A 13,493-nucleotide genomic window follows, 5' to 3' on the forward strand; every position below is an offset into this window, starting at 1 on the left:
TGCTTATACTTGCCACACTGCAAGCATCCGCCTGCGGTGGAGCGAGGGGGACCAGGGGTGACGTTCACCGTCACGTACGCCGACCGCGAGGGCGGGGCGACGCGCCTGCGGCTGACCGGCGAACTCGACCTGAGCACCGCGCCCGAACTCAACGCCGCCATCGACCGGCTGGTCGACGCCGGCGAGCGCCGCCTGCTGGTCGACCTGACGGAGCTGACCTTCTGCGACTCCACCGGGATCGCCGCCTTCGTCCGGGGCGACAACCGGGTCGCCGCCGACGGCGGGTGGCTGCGGGTGACCGGCGCCACCGGCCGGGTCGACCGCGTGCTCCAGGTGACGGGGCTGGCCGAGGTGCTGCGACACGAGTCCGGCAGGGCCGACCCGACAGCGCGGTCCGCCGGCTGATGGGCTAGATTTCCCCGCCGGCACAGAGCGCCTTGCGATTCTCCGTTCCACCGACCCGAAGCAGGTAGTGATGGGTGCAGACAGCCCGAGTCCGGTTCGCATCCTGGTGGTGGACGACGACCCGGGTGACGTGTTGATGATCGAGGAGGCCCTCGCGGACTCCGACGTCGACAAGGTCATCGACGTCGTCAGCGACGGCCAGGAGGCGATGGAGTTCCTGCGCCGCGAGGGGCGGCACACCGACGCCCGGCGGCCGGACGTCATCCTGCTCGACCTGAACATGCCCCGGATGGACGGGCGGCAGGTGCTCGGCGAGGTCAAGAGCGACGAGGACCTGCGCACGATCCCGATCGTCGTGCTGACCACCTCCAACGCCGACACGGACATCGTGGGCAGCTACACCCTCCAGGCCAACGCCTACGTGACCAAGCCGATCGACCTGGACGACTTCAACGACGTGGTGCGCCGGATCGACGAGTTCTTCGGCCGGGTGGTCGTGCTCCCGAAGCGCTCCTGAGGCGCCCCCGGGCGGTCGTCCACGCCGGGCCGCGCGCCGGCACCCGCGACGCGCCCGGTCCCGGGCGCGTCCGCATGGTGAACAATTTTCCCGAAGCCCCTCCGCTGCCGCCCCCAGCGTCGAGGATCCAGGGTGGGGAAGGAAACACCAGCTGCCTGGGGGGCGACAGTATGAGGTTCTGCGTCGTGGAGACCGGCTACGACCAGCGGCAGGTCGATTCCTGCCTGGACCAGATCGGCGTCCGGTTGGCCCGGCTCGCCGCCCGGGCGGAGGGCGCCGCGAGGGCCGGTCGCGAGTGGGACGAGATCCGTGACGAGGCGACGGCGCTCCGCGGCCTGCTCGAACGGCTGGACCTCGGCGACGCGGACCGGGCCCGGCGCGGCGCGGACGACGCCGGCCGCGAGGCGGCCGACCTGCTGACCCGGGCGCGGGTCGAGCTCGACGCGGCCCGGGAGGAGGCCCGGCAGGTGCGCGAGCGCGTCTACGCCGAGGCCGTGCAGGCCCGCCGGGACTTCGAGGAGGCGCTGTACGCCCGGCGCAGGCGCGAGGCCCGGGTGGACCGGATCCTCGACGGGTTGACCGTCGAACCGGTCCCGGCGGACACCCCGACCGCCGCGGCCGGGGTGCCCGGCAACGGGGTGCCGGCGACCCGGATCGCCGCCGGTGGCGGCGCGGAAGCCTCCACCGAGCCACCGGGCGGCCGCGCCGGGATCCGCTGACCCTCGTCGGCCCGGGCCGACGACCGCGTCAGGTCAGCGCGGCGACGACCGTCGTGGCCAGCTGCTCGTGCTGGGCGTACGCGTCGGGGAAGGCCGAGATCTGCACGGCCTGGGCGGCGCCGGCAACGCTCATCTGCTGCCAGCCCGGGACGTCCCGCAGCGCCAGGTAGAAGGCCCGCGCGGCGTACGACGGGCGCATCAGCTCGCGTACGGTGCCCCAGCCGCTGCTCGGGCGCTGCTGGAACAGGCCCACGGAGTCGTGGTCGGAGCCGCTGCCCTGGTGCGGGTACCGGCTGGACTCCGGAAGCACGTCGCTGGCGAGGTTGTAGAGCCGGCTCTCCTGCATCGCGGTCGCCACGGCGACCACCATGGCGCGGCGGGGCATCTTCAGCTCGGCGCCCACGTCGACGATGACCTTGGCGTTGTCCATCTGCGCCTGGGTGAGCCCGGCGACCGGGCGTGGGCGGGGCGGCGGGGCCGGCTTGCGCGGGGCCTTGCGGGTGGCCGAGGGGGCCGGCTTCGGCGTCGGGCTGGGACTGAGCGAGGGCGAGGGCGAGGGGGAGACGGCCCGGTCCAGGGACCGTGAGGCGCGGTCGTCGTCGACGGCCCGCTCGGCCAGCGCCTCGGCCACGGGTTCCCGCGCGGCGTCGGCGTCCTCGCGCGTGGAGGCGAACGCGGCCACGCCGAGGCAGCAGGTCACACCGGTGGCGAGCGCGACCCGGACGGGGGTCGAGGCGAGCAGGGCCCGGCCGCCGCGACGCTGCCGCTCCGCAGCGCGATGACGGCCGATCGTCCGTTTGGTCGAGGCGGGGTCGTCCGGGCGGGCGGCCGGCCGATCCTGGGACAGCGTCTGGTCGAGGGGGTCGTCGGGGTGCACCCGCCGAGGCTAGAAAGGCGAGCCCGTCTTGCCATCGGCCTGGTTGGTGGCATGCGCCACAATTTGCGCCGATCTGCGGGGCGATTACGCCCGACGGGCCATCAATGCCGCGATCTCATCGTGTCTATTCTTTCGCATATATGCGATAAGGAGTGCCTAACCGGGCGGGGAACCGATCTTGCGCCGGCGCGTGCGAGCCGAGCCGAGCCTCCACCGAACGGTGGAGGCCGCTTCGGACCGCCCGGACGACCGCCCGTCGGCCCGGAGGCGAACGCGCGGGTCGTGCCACCCGCGACGGTGACGGAGTCCCGTCCCGCCACTGGGCCCGCCACGGAGGGGCGGTCGGTGCCGGGCCCTCACAGTTGACCAGTGACGGGCCCACCCGGCGGCCGGTCGGTGCCGGACCCGCGTGGCGGGCGGTCAGTGCCGGCCGTTCTCCGCCGGGGTGACGGTGAGCCGGTGCCGGCTGCCGTCGCCGCTGGAGAAGGGCCACAGCCGGTCCGCGTGCTCGACCAGCTCGGCCAGCTGTTGCCGGCTCAGTCCCGCCGACGAGATGGAGGCGTGCACGTCGGCCCGGTACCGGCCGTCGTCGTCGCGCCCGAGCTTCGCCTCCGCGCGTACCTGCACGGTGTGCGCCTCGTCGGTGATCTCGCCCGCCGCCTCCACCGCCGCGTGGTGCAGGCAGGACGCGAAGGCGGCGGCGAGCAGCTGCTCCGGGGTCAGTCCCGAGCAGTGCGGTGCCAGTGGGGACGCCAGGGGCGTGGACAGGCTCCCGTCGTCGGTGCGTACGTGGCCGCCCTCGGCGGTCGCGGTGGCCGTCTCGTTCAGCCAGGAGCTCGATTCCGGCATCGCGTTCCTCCCGTCGCTCACCCGCCCGGCTACCCGGCCCCCGGGCGGTGAAACCGCAGGCGACGGGTGGGAGGGCCCGAGGACGCCGGACGGGAGCGGCCACGACGCCGGCGTGCCGGGGCGCGGGAGGAGGCTCAGCCGGCCTGGGTGGACCAGTCGGGAAGGGGGGCCGCCTCGGTCACCTCGGCCGCCGCCCGCTCGGTCCACGGCGACATCGACCCGACGCGCTGCCGGGGCGCCGTGGGCTGCCCCAGCGGCACGTACACCCGGGCGTCCACCGCCTCGGCCAGCAACAGGGCCGCCATCAGGCTGGACGGTCGGTCGGCCGGGTCGTCGGCGAGGCAGCTCGCGCACAGGTCGGCCACCTCCGGCGGCAGCCCCTCGATCTCCGGTAGCGGCCTCGGCGGTTGCCGCCGGCGCGCGCCGAGCAGTTGGGTCGTGGTGCCCGCCTGGTACGGCAGCCGCCCGGTCAGGCAGTAGTAGAGCAGGACGCCGAGGGCGTACATGTCGGCGGCCGGTGTGGCGGGCGCCCGCTCCAGCTGCTCCGGCGCGAGGTAGGCCGGCGTGCCGACCACCATCCCCTCCGGTGACCGGTCCGGGGTGCCGGACGGGGTGGCGATGCCGAAGTCGAGCACCTTCACGCCGGCCGGGGTCAGGATCACGTTCGCCGGCTTGACGTCGCGGTGCACGATGCCGTGCGCGTGGGCCGCGGCCAGCGCGGCGCTCACCTCGGCGCAGACGCGTACGGCGATGCGCCAGTCCAATGGTCCGGCCCGCAGGTGCGCGGCCAGCGTCTCGCCCTCGGCCAACTCCATGACGATGTAGGGCACCTGCCCCTCGGGGCCCGTCCCGCAGGTGCCGAAGTCGTGCACGAAGGCCACGTTCGGGTGCACCAGCCGGGCGGCGGAGCGGGCCTCCGCGCGGATGCGCTCCACAGAGGTGTCCTCACCCTCCTGCCCGGGGGACATCACCTTCACCGCGACCGGTCGGTCCAGCACCGCGTCGTGGGCCCGCCAGACCTCCGACATGCCGCCGATGCCGATGCGCTGTTCGAGCCGGTACCGCCCGTCCAGCGTTCTCATCGACCGCTCCCTGCGCCTCCTGGCCCGTCCCTCGACGGGCGCCCGATGCTGCGGTACCCGGGCTCCGATCAGGGCAAACCGCTGCCGGATCCGGGCGGGGCCGCCCGCTGCTGCGGTAGCTTGCGAGCCGGGGCCGCTGTCGGGGCGGCACTGCGGGAAGGCGGGCGCGCGGATGAGCGAGGTGACCGTACGCTTCGTCGGCGGCCCGGCCCACGACCTGGTCCGGGCGGTGCCCGCCGAGCCGGACGGCTCCCCGCCGGCGCACTGGATCCTGCGCCACCCCGACGGCGTCGGGCCGGCCACGGGCGGCGGACCGGACCACCTCTACCGGCGCGAGCGTCCCACCGGCGGCGGCACCTGGACGATGCGCTTCGTGCACACCTACCCGGTGGGCATGACCGAGTGAGACCGTCCGTCGCACGTCGGTCCGAGCGCCCACCGGGGCGGTCGGCCGCCCGACGGTGGACGGGGCGGCCGACGCACAGCGGGGGCACAGGTGGCGCACAAGCCGGGCACAGCGGCCCGGCGCACGATGGGGGCCATGGTGACGGACGGGCGGGCCGGGGCGGGCCGGGTCGAGCTGCGCCGCCCCGACGGGGAGCCGGTGCGGGTGCTGGTGGTCGACGACGAGCCGACCTTGGCCGACCTGCTGTCGATGGCGTTGCGCTACGAGGGCTGGCAGGTGCGTACGGCGGGCGACGGCACGTCGGCGCTGAGCGCGGCGCGGCAGTTCCGGCCGGACGCCGTGGTGCTCGACGTGATGCTGCCCGACCTGGACGGCTTCCAGGTGCTGCGCCGGCTGCGTGAGCAGGCCCCGACGGTGCCGGTGCTCTTCCTGACCGCCCGCGACGCGGTGGAGGAGCGGATCGCCGGGCTGACCGTCGGCGGCGACGACTACGTCACCAAGCCGTTCAGCCTGGAGGAGGTGATCGCCCGGCTGCGGGCGCTGCTGCGCCGCTCGGGCTTCGCCGTCGCCGCCCGCCCCGACGCCGTGCTCACCGTCGGCGACCTCAGCCTCGACGAGGACAGCCACGAGGTGCGCCGCGACGGCTGCCCCATCACCCTCACCGTCACCGAGTTCGAGCTGCTGCGTTACCTCATGCGCAACCCGCGCCGGGTGCTCAGCAAGGCGCAGATCCTCGACCGGGTCTGGAACTACGACTTCGGCGGCCAGGCCAACGTGGTGGAGCTGTACATCTCGTACCTGCGGAAGAAGATCGACGCGGGCCGGAAGCCGATGATCCACACGCTGCGCGGCGCGGGGTATGTCCTCCGGCCGGCGGAGTGAGCGGGCCGCCGGCCGGCTCCGCCGCCGGCTGGCCGGGGTGTCGCTGCTGACCCGCCTGGTGGTCATCCTGGTCGGTCTGCTGGCCCTGGTCAGCGTCGCCATCGGCGGCATCACCACGGTCGCGCTGCGGCAGTTCCTGATCGACCGGGTCGACGACCAGCTGACGCCGATGCGGGCCGGTCCCGGTCGGGGGGCGCCGTCGCCCTTCGAGGTGCCACCCGGCGGGCCGGACGCGCGCATCCCCCGGGGCCTTCCGCCGGGGACCGTCGCCGCCGAGCTGGCCGACGGCCGGGTGGTCCGGGCCTGGACCCTGGCCGACCGGCAGGAACGCGCCGTCCCCGCCGAGGACCTGGCCGGCCTCGCCGACCTGCCCACGGACGGCCGACCCCGCACCCGCGAGCTGGGGGAGCGCGGCGACTACCGGGTGGTGGCGCGCCAGCTTCCGGGCGGGACCGTGCGGGTGCTCGGCCTGCCGCTGTCGGGCGTGTCGGAGACCGTCTGGTGGCTGGTCGCCGCGCAGGCCGGCGTGGCGACCGCAGGGCTGCTCGTCGCCGGTGGGGCCGGTGCCCTGATCGTGCGGGCGACCCTGCGCCCGCTGCGCCGGGTCGCCACCACCGCCGGCCGGGTCAGCGAGCTGCCCCTGGACCGCGGCGAGGTCGCGCTGTCGGTGCGGGTCCCGGCCGCCGACACCGACCCGCGTACCGAGGTCGGGCAGGTGGGCGCGGCGCTGAACCGGATGCTGGGGCACGTCGGCGCCGCGCTCGCCGCCCGCCAGGCCACCGAGACCCGGGTACGCCAGTTCGTCGCCGACGCCAGCCACGAGCTGCGTACGCCGCTGGCGGCCATCCGGGGCTACGCCGAGGTCGCCCGGCGCGGCCGGGACGAGGTGCCGCCCGACGTGGCCCACGCGTTGCGCCGGGTCGAGTCCGAGAGCACCCGGATGACCCGCCTCGTCGACGACCTGCTGCTGCTCGCCCGGCTCGACTCGGGCCGGCCGCTCGTGGTCGAGCCGGTGGACCTGTCCGCGCTGGCGGTGGACGCGGTCGGCGACGCGCACGTGGCGGGGCCGGAGCACCGGTGGCGGCTCGACCTGTCGGACACCGTGGTCCGCGTCCCCGGCGACCCGGCCCGGCTGCACCAGGTGCTGGCGAACCTGCTGGCCAACGCCCGGGTGCACACCCCGCCCGGCACCACGGTCACCACCACCCTGGGGGTCACCGGCGACGTCGCCGTGCTCGGCGTCGCCGACGACGGGCCCGGCGTGCCGCCGGCGCTGCGGGCCGAGGTGTTCGAGCGCTTCTCCCGGGGTGACAGCTCCCGGTCCCGGGCGCACGGCAGCACCGGTCTGGGCCTGGCGATCGTGGCCGCCGTGGTGGAGGCCCACCGCGGCACGGTCGAGCTGGACAGCCGGCCCGGCCGGACCGTGTTCACCGTCCGGCTGCCGGGCGCCACCACCGACGCCTGAGCGCGCGGCGTCGGTCAGTCGGCCAGCAGCTCGGCGAGGGTCTGCCCGATCCGCTCCGCGTGCCGCCCGTCCGGGTCCTCGTCGGCGTTGAAGTCGGTGACGCTCATCCCGATCAGCCGACCCGAGCACACCAGTGGGCGGGCCAGCGCGACGAGGTCGGCCCAGTCCAGCCCGTCCGGCTCGGGGTAGCTGACCGCCGGGAGCACGAGCGGGTCGAGCACGTCGAGGTCGAGGTGCAGCCAGGCCGGCGTCGTACCGACGGCGAGATCCCGGCCCACCGCCGCCGCGTCGGCGCCCCGCAGCCGGGTGGCCGGCACCAGGTGGACGGCGGGGTCGACCCGGGAGGCCTCCTTCCCGTCCGTCGCGGCCCGGTCGAGCGGCCGGTGACCGAGCAGGTACACCTGGTCGGGGTCGACCAGCGGCCCCTCGCGGTCGAGGACCCCCGCCGGACCGTGGTCGGTGACGATCGACAGGTCCATGTCCGCCCCCTCGCCGGTGGGCGAGGTGCGACCGTCCTCGAAGTCGAGGTGGGCGTCGAGGAACCACAGGTCGAAGCCGGAGGGCAGCCCCTGCAGGATGCCGGGCAGGATCGCGCAGTCGCCCCCGAGCACCAGCGGGTGCCGTCCCGCGCCGATCAGCGTCGTGGTGCGGGCGGCGATCGCCCGGCCGGCGCGGCGCACCTGGTCGACGCCGATCACCCCGGTCTCCGGGTCCCGTACCGGGTCGGTGATCAGGGCGTCGGCCGCGCCGGCGTCGGCCGCGCCCACCCGGCCCAGCAGCCCGGCGGCCCGCAGCGCCGCAGGCGCGCGGTGCTCGCCCCGGCCGCGTCCGGAGGAGTCGAGGGGAGCGTCCAGCACCGACCATCGCACACCCGGAGGCTAGCCCGGTCGTGGCAGGCTGGGCGGCATGTACCGGGAACGTCCGGCCGGGTTCGCCGGCGCGGTGCTCTGGACCAGCGCCACGACGGCGGGCGCCGCGCCGACCAGGGTGCTCCCCGACGGCTGCCTCGACCTGCTCTGGTCGAGCCGCTCGGGGCTGACGGTGGCCGGTCCGGACCGCACCGCGCACCTCAGCGGCGGCGGGCCGGCGCAGCGCTGGGTGGGGCTGCGGCTGCCGCCGGGGACCGGCCCGGCGGTGCTCGACGTACCGGCCGTCGAGCTGCGCGACCGGCGGGTTCCCCTGGCCGAGCTGTGGGGCGACCGGGACGTCGCCCGGCTGGCCGAGCGGGCGGAGGCGGCCCCGGCCGAGGTGCTGACGGAGGTCGTCGTGCGGCGGCTGCGGGCGGTCGGCGGGCCCGATCCGATCGGGGCTCGGATCGCCGCCGCGCTGGCCGCCGGCGCCAGCGTGACCGAGACCGCCGCCGGTACCGGCCTCGATCCGCGCACCCTGCACCGTCGGTGTCGACACCTGTTCGGGTACGGCCCGAAGACCCTGGCCCGGATCCTGCGGATGCGGCGCGCGCTGGCGCTGGCCCGCGCCGGCACCCCGCTGGCCGAGGTGGCGGTCCGCTGCGGTTACGCCGACCAGGCCCACCTGACCCGTGACGTGCGGGACCTGGCCGGGGTGCCACCCACCGCCCTGCTGCCCCGTTGAGCCGGCCGCGCGGGCGGGCCCGTTCATCCCCGCGGGAGGGGAGCGAACAGGTCCACGCCGTTGCCGTCGGGGTCGAGCACCACCGCGTACCGCTGGCCCCAGTAGGCGTCCCACGGGGGCAGGTGACCCTCGTGGCCCTCCGCGACCAACTCCGCGTAGAGCCGGTCCACCTCGGCCGGGTCTGCGCACCGGAAGGCGAGGCTGGCCCCGCCGCCGCCCCCGGGCTTCCAGTCGGGGTCGAACGCGCGGACGGTGTCGGCGGTGTCCCAGGCCAGCCGCAGGCCCCCGGGCAGGGTGACCTCCACGTGCGGCGCGGTGTCGGCGTCGGCGGGGATGTCGAGGCCGAGCCGCCGGTAGAAGGCGAGGGAACGGGGCAGGTCACTGGTGACCATGCCGATGAGGTCGAGTGTCGGTGCCATGGCCATCACCGTAGGGACGTCCCCCGGTGCTCGTCTTGAACGAAACGGACAACCGGGCGGAGTGCCGGGTGTGCCCTTCACGACCGGGACGATCGGCGTAGCGTGTCAGACAAGTCCGGCTTTCCGGGCAAATCCCTCAGGGGGGCTGTCCGCGTACGCCGATCTCGAGACGCGACGGAAGGAGCGGTCGGTGGAACACCTGGCCTACCTGGACGCGGGGTCCGGCAGCCTGATCGTGCAGGCGGTGGTCGGCGGGGTGGCCGGCGCCGCGGTGGCGGCCAAGCTCTACTGGCGGCGACTGGTCGACCGGTTCCGCCGCCAGCCCACCGACCAGCGCTGACCCCGGCCGATGGCGAACTCCCGCACCGGCCTGCGCGCCGAGCCCGGCTCCTTCCGCGACCCCGCCAACCGGGTCTTCCACCTCGACGGCGACGTGCTGCGCGGGCTGGACGCGCAGGCCGCCGGGGAGTGGCGGGCGCTGACCGCCACCGAGTTCTTCCCGCCGCTGCTCGCCGCCGGCAAGGTGTGCGGCACCGAGGCGGTCGAGTCGCCGGCCGTGCCGTCGGCCGACCGGTGGGCCGCCGTCCTCCGCCACGAGCGCATCCCGTTCGTCTCCCACCCGTACGAGTGGTCGTTCACCATGCTGCGCGACGCGGCGCTGCTGCACCTGGAGATCCTGCGGGCGGCCCTGCCGGCCGGGTTCACCACGAAGGACGGCTCGGCCTACAACCTCCAGTGGCGGGGTGCGGAACCGGTGTTCATCGACGTCGGCTCGTTCACCCCGGCACGCGACGGGGAGCCCTGGGCCGGCTACCGGCAGTTCTGCCAGACGCTGCTCTACCCGCTGCTGATCGGCGCCCACCTCGGGCTGGACTTCCAGCCCTGGCTGCGCGCGCGGGTCGACGGCATCGAGCCCGACCAGATGCGCCGGCTGTTCGGCGGCGTCCGGCGGCTGCTGCCCGGCGTGCCCACCCACGTGCACCTGCACGACTCCATGCAGCGGCGCAACGCCCGGGCCAGCACCGCCGACGTCCGGTCCCAGTTGCGGGCCGCCGGCTACTCCCGGGAGCTGGCGCTGGCCACCGTACGCGGGATCGAGAAGCTCGTCCGGCGGCTGGAGCCCCGCCCGGCGGCCAGCCACTGGGTCGACTACCAGCGCACCTGCGCGTACACCGCCGAAGACCGGGCCGCGAAGGAACGCTTCGTCGCCGAGGCGCTGGCCGACGGGGCGCGGCCCCGCCTGGCGCTGGACCTCGGCGCCAACGACGGGCGGTACGCCCGCCTCGCCGCCCGGCACGCCGACTACGTCGTCGCGGTCGAGCAGGACCCCGGCGTGGTGGACGGGCTCTACCGGGATCTGCGCGCGGCCGGGGAGCGGCGGATCCTGCCCCTGGTGATGGACCTCGCCGACCCGTCGCCGGGCGGCGGCTGGCGCGGCGTCGAGCGGGCCTCGTTCGCGGACCGGGTCGAGGCGGACGCGGTCCTCGCCCTGGCCGTGGTGCACCACCTGGCGATCGGGCGCAACGTGCCGCTGCCCGAGGTGCTGGACTGGCTCGTCGGGCTCGCCGCCCCCGGTGCCCGGGTGGTGGTGGAGTTCGTCCACCCCGAGGACCCGATGGCCCGACGGCTGCTGGCCAACAAGCCCGAGGGACTCTTCCCGGACTACCGGCCGGCCGAGTTCGAGCGGCTGCTCGCCGCGCGCTGCCGGATCGCGCGGCGACTCGACCTGCCCTCGGGCACCCGGACGCTCTACACGGCGGTCGTGGGTGGCTGAGCCGGCGCCCGCGCCGGACCGCGCGTGCGGCGACCGGCCGCCGGGCGACCCGCTGTCCGGCGATCGGGCCTCCGGTGGCCGGCCGTCGGGCGACCGGGCTTCCGGTGGCCGGCCGGGCGGCTGGCGTACGGAGCTGGGCCGGCTGGCCGAGGTGGCGGGGCTGGTCGGGCTCGTGGTCACCCAGCCGCTGCTGGACGTCCTCGGGCGCAGTCCCGACTTCTTCCTGTTCCACCGGGCGGACCGCCGCGAGATCATGCTGCTGGTGGCGTTGGTCGCGCTGGTGCCCACCGCCGCCCTCGCGCTGCCCGGCGCGCTGTCCCGCCTGGCCGGACGCGCCGCCCGCTCCGCCACGCACACCCTGCTGGTGGGCCTGCTGCTCGCCGCGCTGGCCGTGCAGGTCGGCCGGCACGGTACGCCGCTGCGGGGCGTACCGCTGCTGCTGCTCGCCGCGGTGGCCGGGGCCGCCGGGGCCGCCGCACACCGGCGGTGGCGCGCGCCCGGGCGGGTGCTGCGGCTGGCCGCGGTCGGGCCGCTGCTGTTCGTGGGGCTGTTCGTGTTCGCCTCGCCCACCTCCACGGTGGTGCTGCCCCGGGGCGAGGGCGGCGCCGCCGGGGTGGCCGGGCCCGGCAACCATCCGCCGGTGGTCGTGCTGGTCCTCGACGAGCTGCCCCTGGTGTCCCTGCTCGGCCCGGACGGGCGCGTCGACGCCGCCCGGTTCCCGCACTTCGCGGAGCTGGCCGGCGGCTCCACCTGGTACCGCAACGCCACCGGCGTCAGCGGCTGGACGCCCTACGCGCTGCCGGCCATGCTCACCGGCCGGTACCCGCAGCGCGAGGCGGCGCCGCACTACTCGCAGTACCCGGACAACCTCTTCACCGCCCTCGGCGGCCTGTACGACGTCCGCGCCGAGGAGAGCATCACCCGGCTCTGCCCACCCAGCCGCTGCGAGCAGCCGGTCAGCCCCGAGCAGGGGATGGGCGTGCTGATCCGCCAGGCCGGCGGGCTGCTGCGCCAGGTCACCGCCCCGGTCGACAGCCGCGTCGACCCGGAGGACTCGTACCGCGAGCAGACCCGCGCGGAGGCGGGCATCGACGCCGCCGAGCCGGTGCCGGCGGACCCGAAGTTCCGCTGGGACAGCCTCGACGACAACCAGCCGGCCCGGTTCACCAGCTTCCTCGCCGGGCTCCGGCCGGCGCCCCGGCCCACCCTGCACTTCCTGCACCTGCTGATGCCGCACTCGCCGTGGGCGTACCTGCCGTCGGGGGCGCGCTACGACGCCCCGGCGGACCTGCCGAACGACGGCGACGGCTGGGCGGAACTGGCCCGCCGGCGGCACCTGGCGCAGCTCGGCTACACCGACCGGCTGATCGGCGAGACCCTGCGTACCCTGCGCTCCACCGGCCTCTACGACCAGGCGCTGCTGGTGGTCACCGCCGACCACGGCGTCAGCTTCACCCCCGGCGCCCAGGGCCGGGGCATGGGCGCCATCCGGACCGCCCCCGGCGAGGTCGCCTGGGTGCCCACGTTCGTCAAGACACCGGGCCAGCGCGCCGGGCGGATCGACGACCGGAACTGGCAGCACGTCGACCTGCTGCCCACCATCGCCGACGAGGCGGCCATCCGGCTCCCCTGGCCCGTCGACGGCCGGTCCGCCCGGCAGGCCCCGCGTACCGAGGCGGGCAAGGTCTTCTACGACCGCCCCGGCCAGCCGACCCCCATCACGGGCGGCGTGCCGGCCCCGATCGCGCCGCCCGCGCCCCATCCGCTGGTGGGCACCGCCGTCGGCGCCCGTCCGACCGGCGGCACCATCCGCGTCGCCGACCTGGCCGCGTTCGACGCCGTGGACCCGGACACCGGGCGGCTGCCAGCCGCCGTCTGGGGCGACGTGCCGGACGACGTACCCGACGGCACACGGCTGGCGATCGCCGTCAACGGCCGGGTCGGCGCGGTCGTCCCGGTGGTGCCCCGCGACGCCGGCGGACGCCGGTTCGCCGCCCTGCTCGCCGACGACCGGCTCTTCCACGCCGGCGCCAACCGCCTCACCGTCTACCGCATCACCACCGACAACACCCTCCTCCACCTGACCCTCACCTGACCCGCCGCTCACCCCTCACCCGGCCCCGGGGCGCTCGCCGCCGTTCCGGGCCCCGCCCCCGCCCCCGGCCTCCGCCCTCCGCCCTCGGGCCCCCGGCCCCCCGGCCCCCGCCCTCGGCCCCCGCCCTCGGCCCCGGCCCGGGGCGCTCGGCGCCGTCCCCGGGTGCTGGTGATCATGAGGTTTGCGTCTGGGAACGCGCTTACCCAGGACGCAAACCTCATGATCACCGCCGAGGGACCGCGCGAGGGGCCGCGCGAGGGGCCGCGCGAGGGCTGGGCGAGGGCCGGGCGGGGGCGCGCGAGGCCACGCGAGGCCACGCGGGGGCGGGCCGGGGAACGGGGGCCGGGGGGCGGGGGGCGGCGGAGCGTGGGCGGGCGCCGGGGCGGGGACGGTAGCGTTCCCATGCCTCG

General features: G+C 76.1%; 15 protein-coding genes. 10 read left to right on the forward strand and 5 right to left on the reverse strand.

Annotated features, from left to right (window positions below):
- Positions 1–57 precede the first annotated feature (57 nt).
- From DER29_RS14940 to DER29_RS14950, 3 genes are all read left to right on the forward strand, one after another.
- Positions 58–405: an STAS domain-containing protein gene (locus DER29_RS14940; RefSeq protein ID WP_121397892.1), complete on the forward strand. Its 348-nt coding sequence runs from the start codon at positions 58–60 to the stop codon at positions 403–405.
- Positions 406–475: 70 nt separating this feature from the next.
- A complete protein-coding gene (locus DER29_RS14945; protein WP_121397893.1) occupies positions 476–922 on the forward strand; it encodes a response regulator in 447 nt (148 codons plus the stop codon).
- Positions 923–1,092: 170 nt separating this feature from the next.
- Complete coding sequence (locus DER29_RS14950) at positions 1,093–1,641, forward strand: ATPase (protein WP_121397894.1); 549 nt, start codon at positions 1,093–1,095, stop codon at positions 1,639–1,641.
- 28 nt (positions 1,642–1,669) lie between these two features.
- On the opposite strand, the gene DER29_RS14955 is transcribed toward DER29_RS14950, so the two are convergent.
- From DER29_RS14955 to DER29_RS14965, 3 genes are all read right to left on the reverse strand, one after another.
- A complete protein-coding gene (locus DER29_RS14955) occupies positions 1,670–2,518 on the reverse strand; it encodes a hypothetical protein (RefSeq protein ID WP_199729303.1) in 849 nt (282 codons plus the stop codon).
- A gap of 420 nt (positions 2,519–2,938) precedes the next feature.
- Positions 2,939–3,367 carry an OsmC family protein gene (locus DER29_RS14960; RefSeq protein ID WP_121397895.1) on the reverse strand — a complete coding sequence of 143 codons (429 nt, stop codon included), beginning with the start codon at positions 3,365–3,367 and terminating at the stop codon, positions 2,939–2,941.
- A gap of 134 nt (positions 3,368–3,501) precedes the next feature.
- Positions 3,502–4,449 carry a serine/threonine-protein kinase gene (locus DER29_RS14965; RefSeq protein WP_121397896.1) on the reverse strand — a complete coding sequence of 316 codons (948 nt, stop codon included), beginning with the start codon at positions 4,447–4,449 and terminating at the stop codon, positions 3,502–3,504.
- A gap of 172 nt (positions 4,450–4,621) precedes the next feature.
- Here DER29_RS14965 and DER29_RS14970 point away from each other — a divergent pair, with 172 nt between their 5' ends.
- The 3 genes from DER29_RS14970 (at position 4,622) to DER29_RS14980 (ending at position 7,202) form a co-directional block, all read left to right on the forward strand.
- Positions 4,622–4,855, forward strand: a complete 234-nt coding sequence (locus tag DER29_RS14970; protein ID WP_121397897.1) for a hypothetical protein — start codon at positions 4,622–4,624, stop codon at positions 4,853–4,855.
- Positions 4,856–4,990: 135 nt separating this feature from the next.
- Entirely contained in the window at positions 4,991–5,737 is a 747-nt protein-coding gene (locus DER29_RS14975) for a response regulator transcription factor (RefSeq protein ID WP_121397898.1), read from the forward strand.
- A gap of 28 nt (positions 5,738–5,765) precedes the next feature.
- Positions 5,766–7,202 carry a cell wall metabolism sensor histidine kinase WalK gene (locus DER29_RS14980; protein WP_233600064.1) on the forward strand — a complete coding sequence of 479 codons (1,437 nt, stop codon included), beginning with the start codon at positions 5,766–5,768 and terminating at the stop codon, positions 7,200–7,202.
- Positions 7,203–7,216: 14 nt separating this feature from the next.
- On the opposite strand, the gene DER29_RS14985 is transcribed toward DER29_RS14980, so the two are convergent.
- The gene (locus DER29_RS14985; protein WP_121397900.1) at positions 7,217–8,071 is read right to left on the reverse strand and encodes an arginase family protein; all 855 of its coding nucleotides are present in this window, start codon (positions 8,069–8,071) and stop codon (positions 7,217–7,219) included.
- 37 nt (positions 8,072–8,108) lie between these two features.
- On the opposite strand from DER29_RS14985, the gene DER29_RS14990 reads away from it, so the two are divergent.
- Positions 8,109–8,795 carry a helix-turn-helix transcriptional regulator gene (locus DER29_RS14990; protein ID WP_121397901.1) on the forward strand — a complete coding sequence of 229 codons (687 nt, stop codon included), beginning with the start codon at positions 8,109–8,111 and terminating at the stop codon, positions 8,793–8,795.
- A gap of 23 nt (positions 8,796–8,818) precedes the next feature.
- Here DER29_RS14990 and DER29_RS14995 read toward each other — a convergent pair whose 3' ends face one another.
- Positions 8,819–9,214: a VOC family protein gene (locus tag DER29_RS14995; RefSeq protein WP_121399236.1), complete on the reverse strand. Its 396-nt coding sequence runs from the start codon at positions 9,212–9,214 to the stop codon at positions 8,819–8,821.
- A 190-nt stretch (positions 9,215–9,404) separates the two neighbouring features.
- Between DER29_RS14995 and DER29_RS34600 the strand changes: the two genes are divergently transcribed.
- Genes DER29_RS34600 through DER29_RS15005 form a run of 3 tightly spaced genes read left to right on the forward strand, consistent with a single transcriptional unit; the run spans position 9,405 to position 13,083 of the window.
- Entirely contained in the window at positions 9,405–9,554 is a 150-nt protein-coding gene (locus DER29_RS34600) for a hypothetical protein (RefSeq protein ID WP_165947858.1), read from the forward strand.
- Positions 9,555–9,563: 9 nt separating this feature from the next.
- Complete coding sequence (locus tag DER29_RS15000) at positions 9,564–10,988, forward strand: class I SAM-dependent methyltransferase (RefSeq protein WP_121397902.1); 1,425 nt, start codon at positions 9,564–9,566, stop codon at positions 10,986–10,988.
- A 52-nt stretch (positions 10,989–11,040) separates the two neighbouring features.
- On the forward strand, positions 11,041–13,083 hold the full coding sequence (locus DER29_RS15005; RefSeq protein ID WP_121399237.1) for a sulfatase-like hydrolase/transferase: 2,043 nt from the start codon (positions 11,041–11,043) through the stop codon (positions 13,081–13,083).
- Positions 13,084–13,493 lie beyond the last annotated feature (410 nt).

Source organism: Micromonospora sp. M71_S20, assembly GCF_003664255.1.
Taxonomy (GTDB): domain Bacteria; phylum Actinomycetota; class Actinomycetes; order Mycobacteriales; family Micromonosporaceae; genus Micromonospora.

Coding starts and splice junctions, on each gene's coding strand:
- DER29_RS14970 (WP_121397897.1), top strand. CDS start 4,622: ATGAGCGAGGTGACCGTACGCTTCGTCGGCGGCCCGGCCCACGACCTG.
- DER29_RS14990 (WP_121397901.1), top strand. CDS start 8,109: ATGTACCGGGAACGTCCGGCCGGGTTCGCCGGCGCGGTGCTCTGGACC.
- DER29_RS14995 (WP_121399236.1), bottom strand. CDS start 9,214: ATGGCACCGACACTCGACCTCATCGGCATGGTCACCAGTGACCTGCCC.
- DER29_RS14960 (WP_121397895.1), bottom strand. CDS start 3,367: ATGCCGGAATCGAGCTCCTGGCTGAACGAGACGGCCACCGCGACCGCC.
- DER29_RS15000 (WP_121397902.1), top strand. CDS start 9,564: ATGGCGAACTCCCGCACCGGCCTGCGCGCCGAGCCCGGCTCCTTCCGC.
- DER29_RS14975 (WP_121397898.1), top strand. CDS start 4,991: ATGGTGACGGACGGGCGGGCCGGGGCGGGCCGGGTCGAGCTGCGCCGC.
- DER29_RS14965 (WP_121397896.1), bottom strand. CDS start 4,449: ATGAGAACGCTGGACGGGCGGTACCGGCTCGAACAGCGCATCGGCATC.
- DER29_RS14950 (WP_121397894.1), top strand. CDS start 1,093: ATGAGGTTCTGCGTCGTGGAGACCGGCTACGACCAGCGGCAGGTCGAT.
- DER29_RS14945 (WP_121397893.1), top strand. CDS start 476: ATGGGTGCAGACAGCCCGAGTCCGGTTCGCATCCTGGTGGTGGACGAC.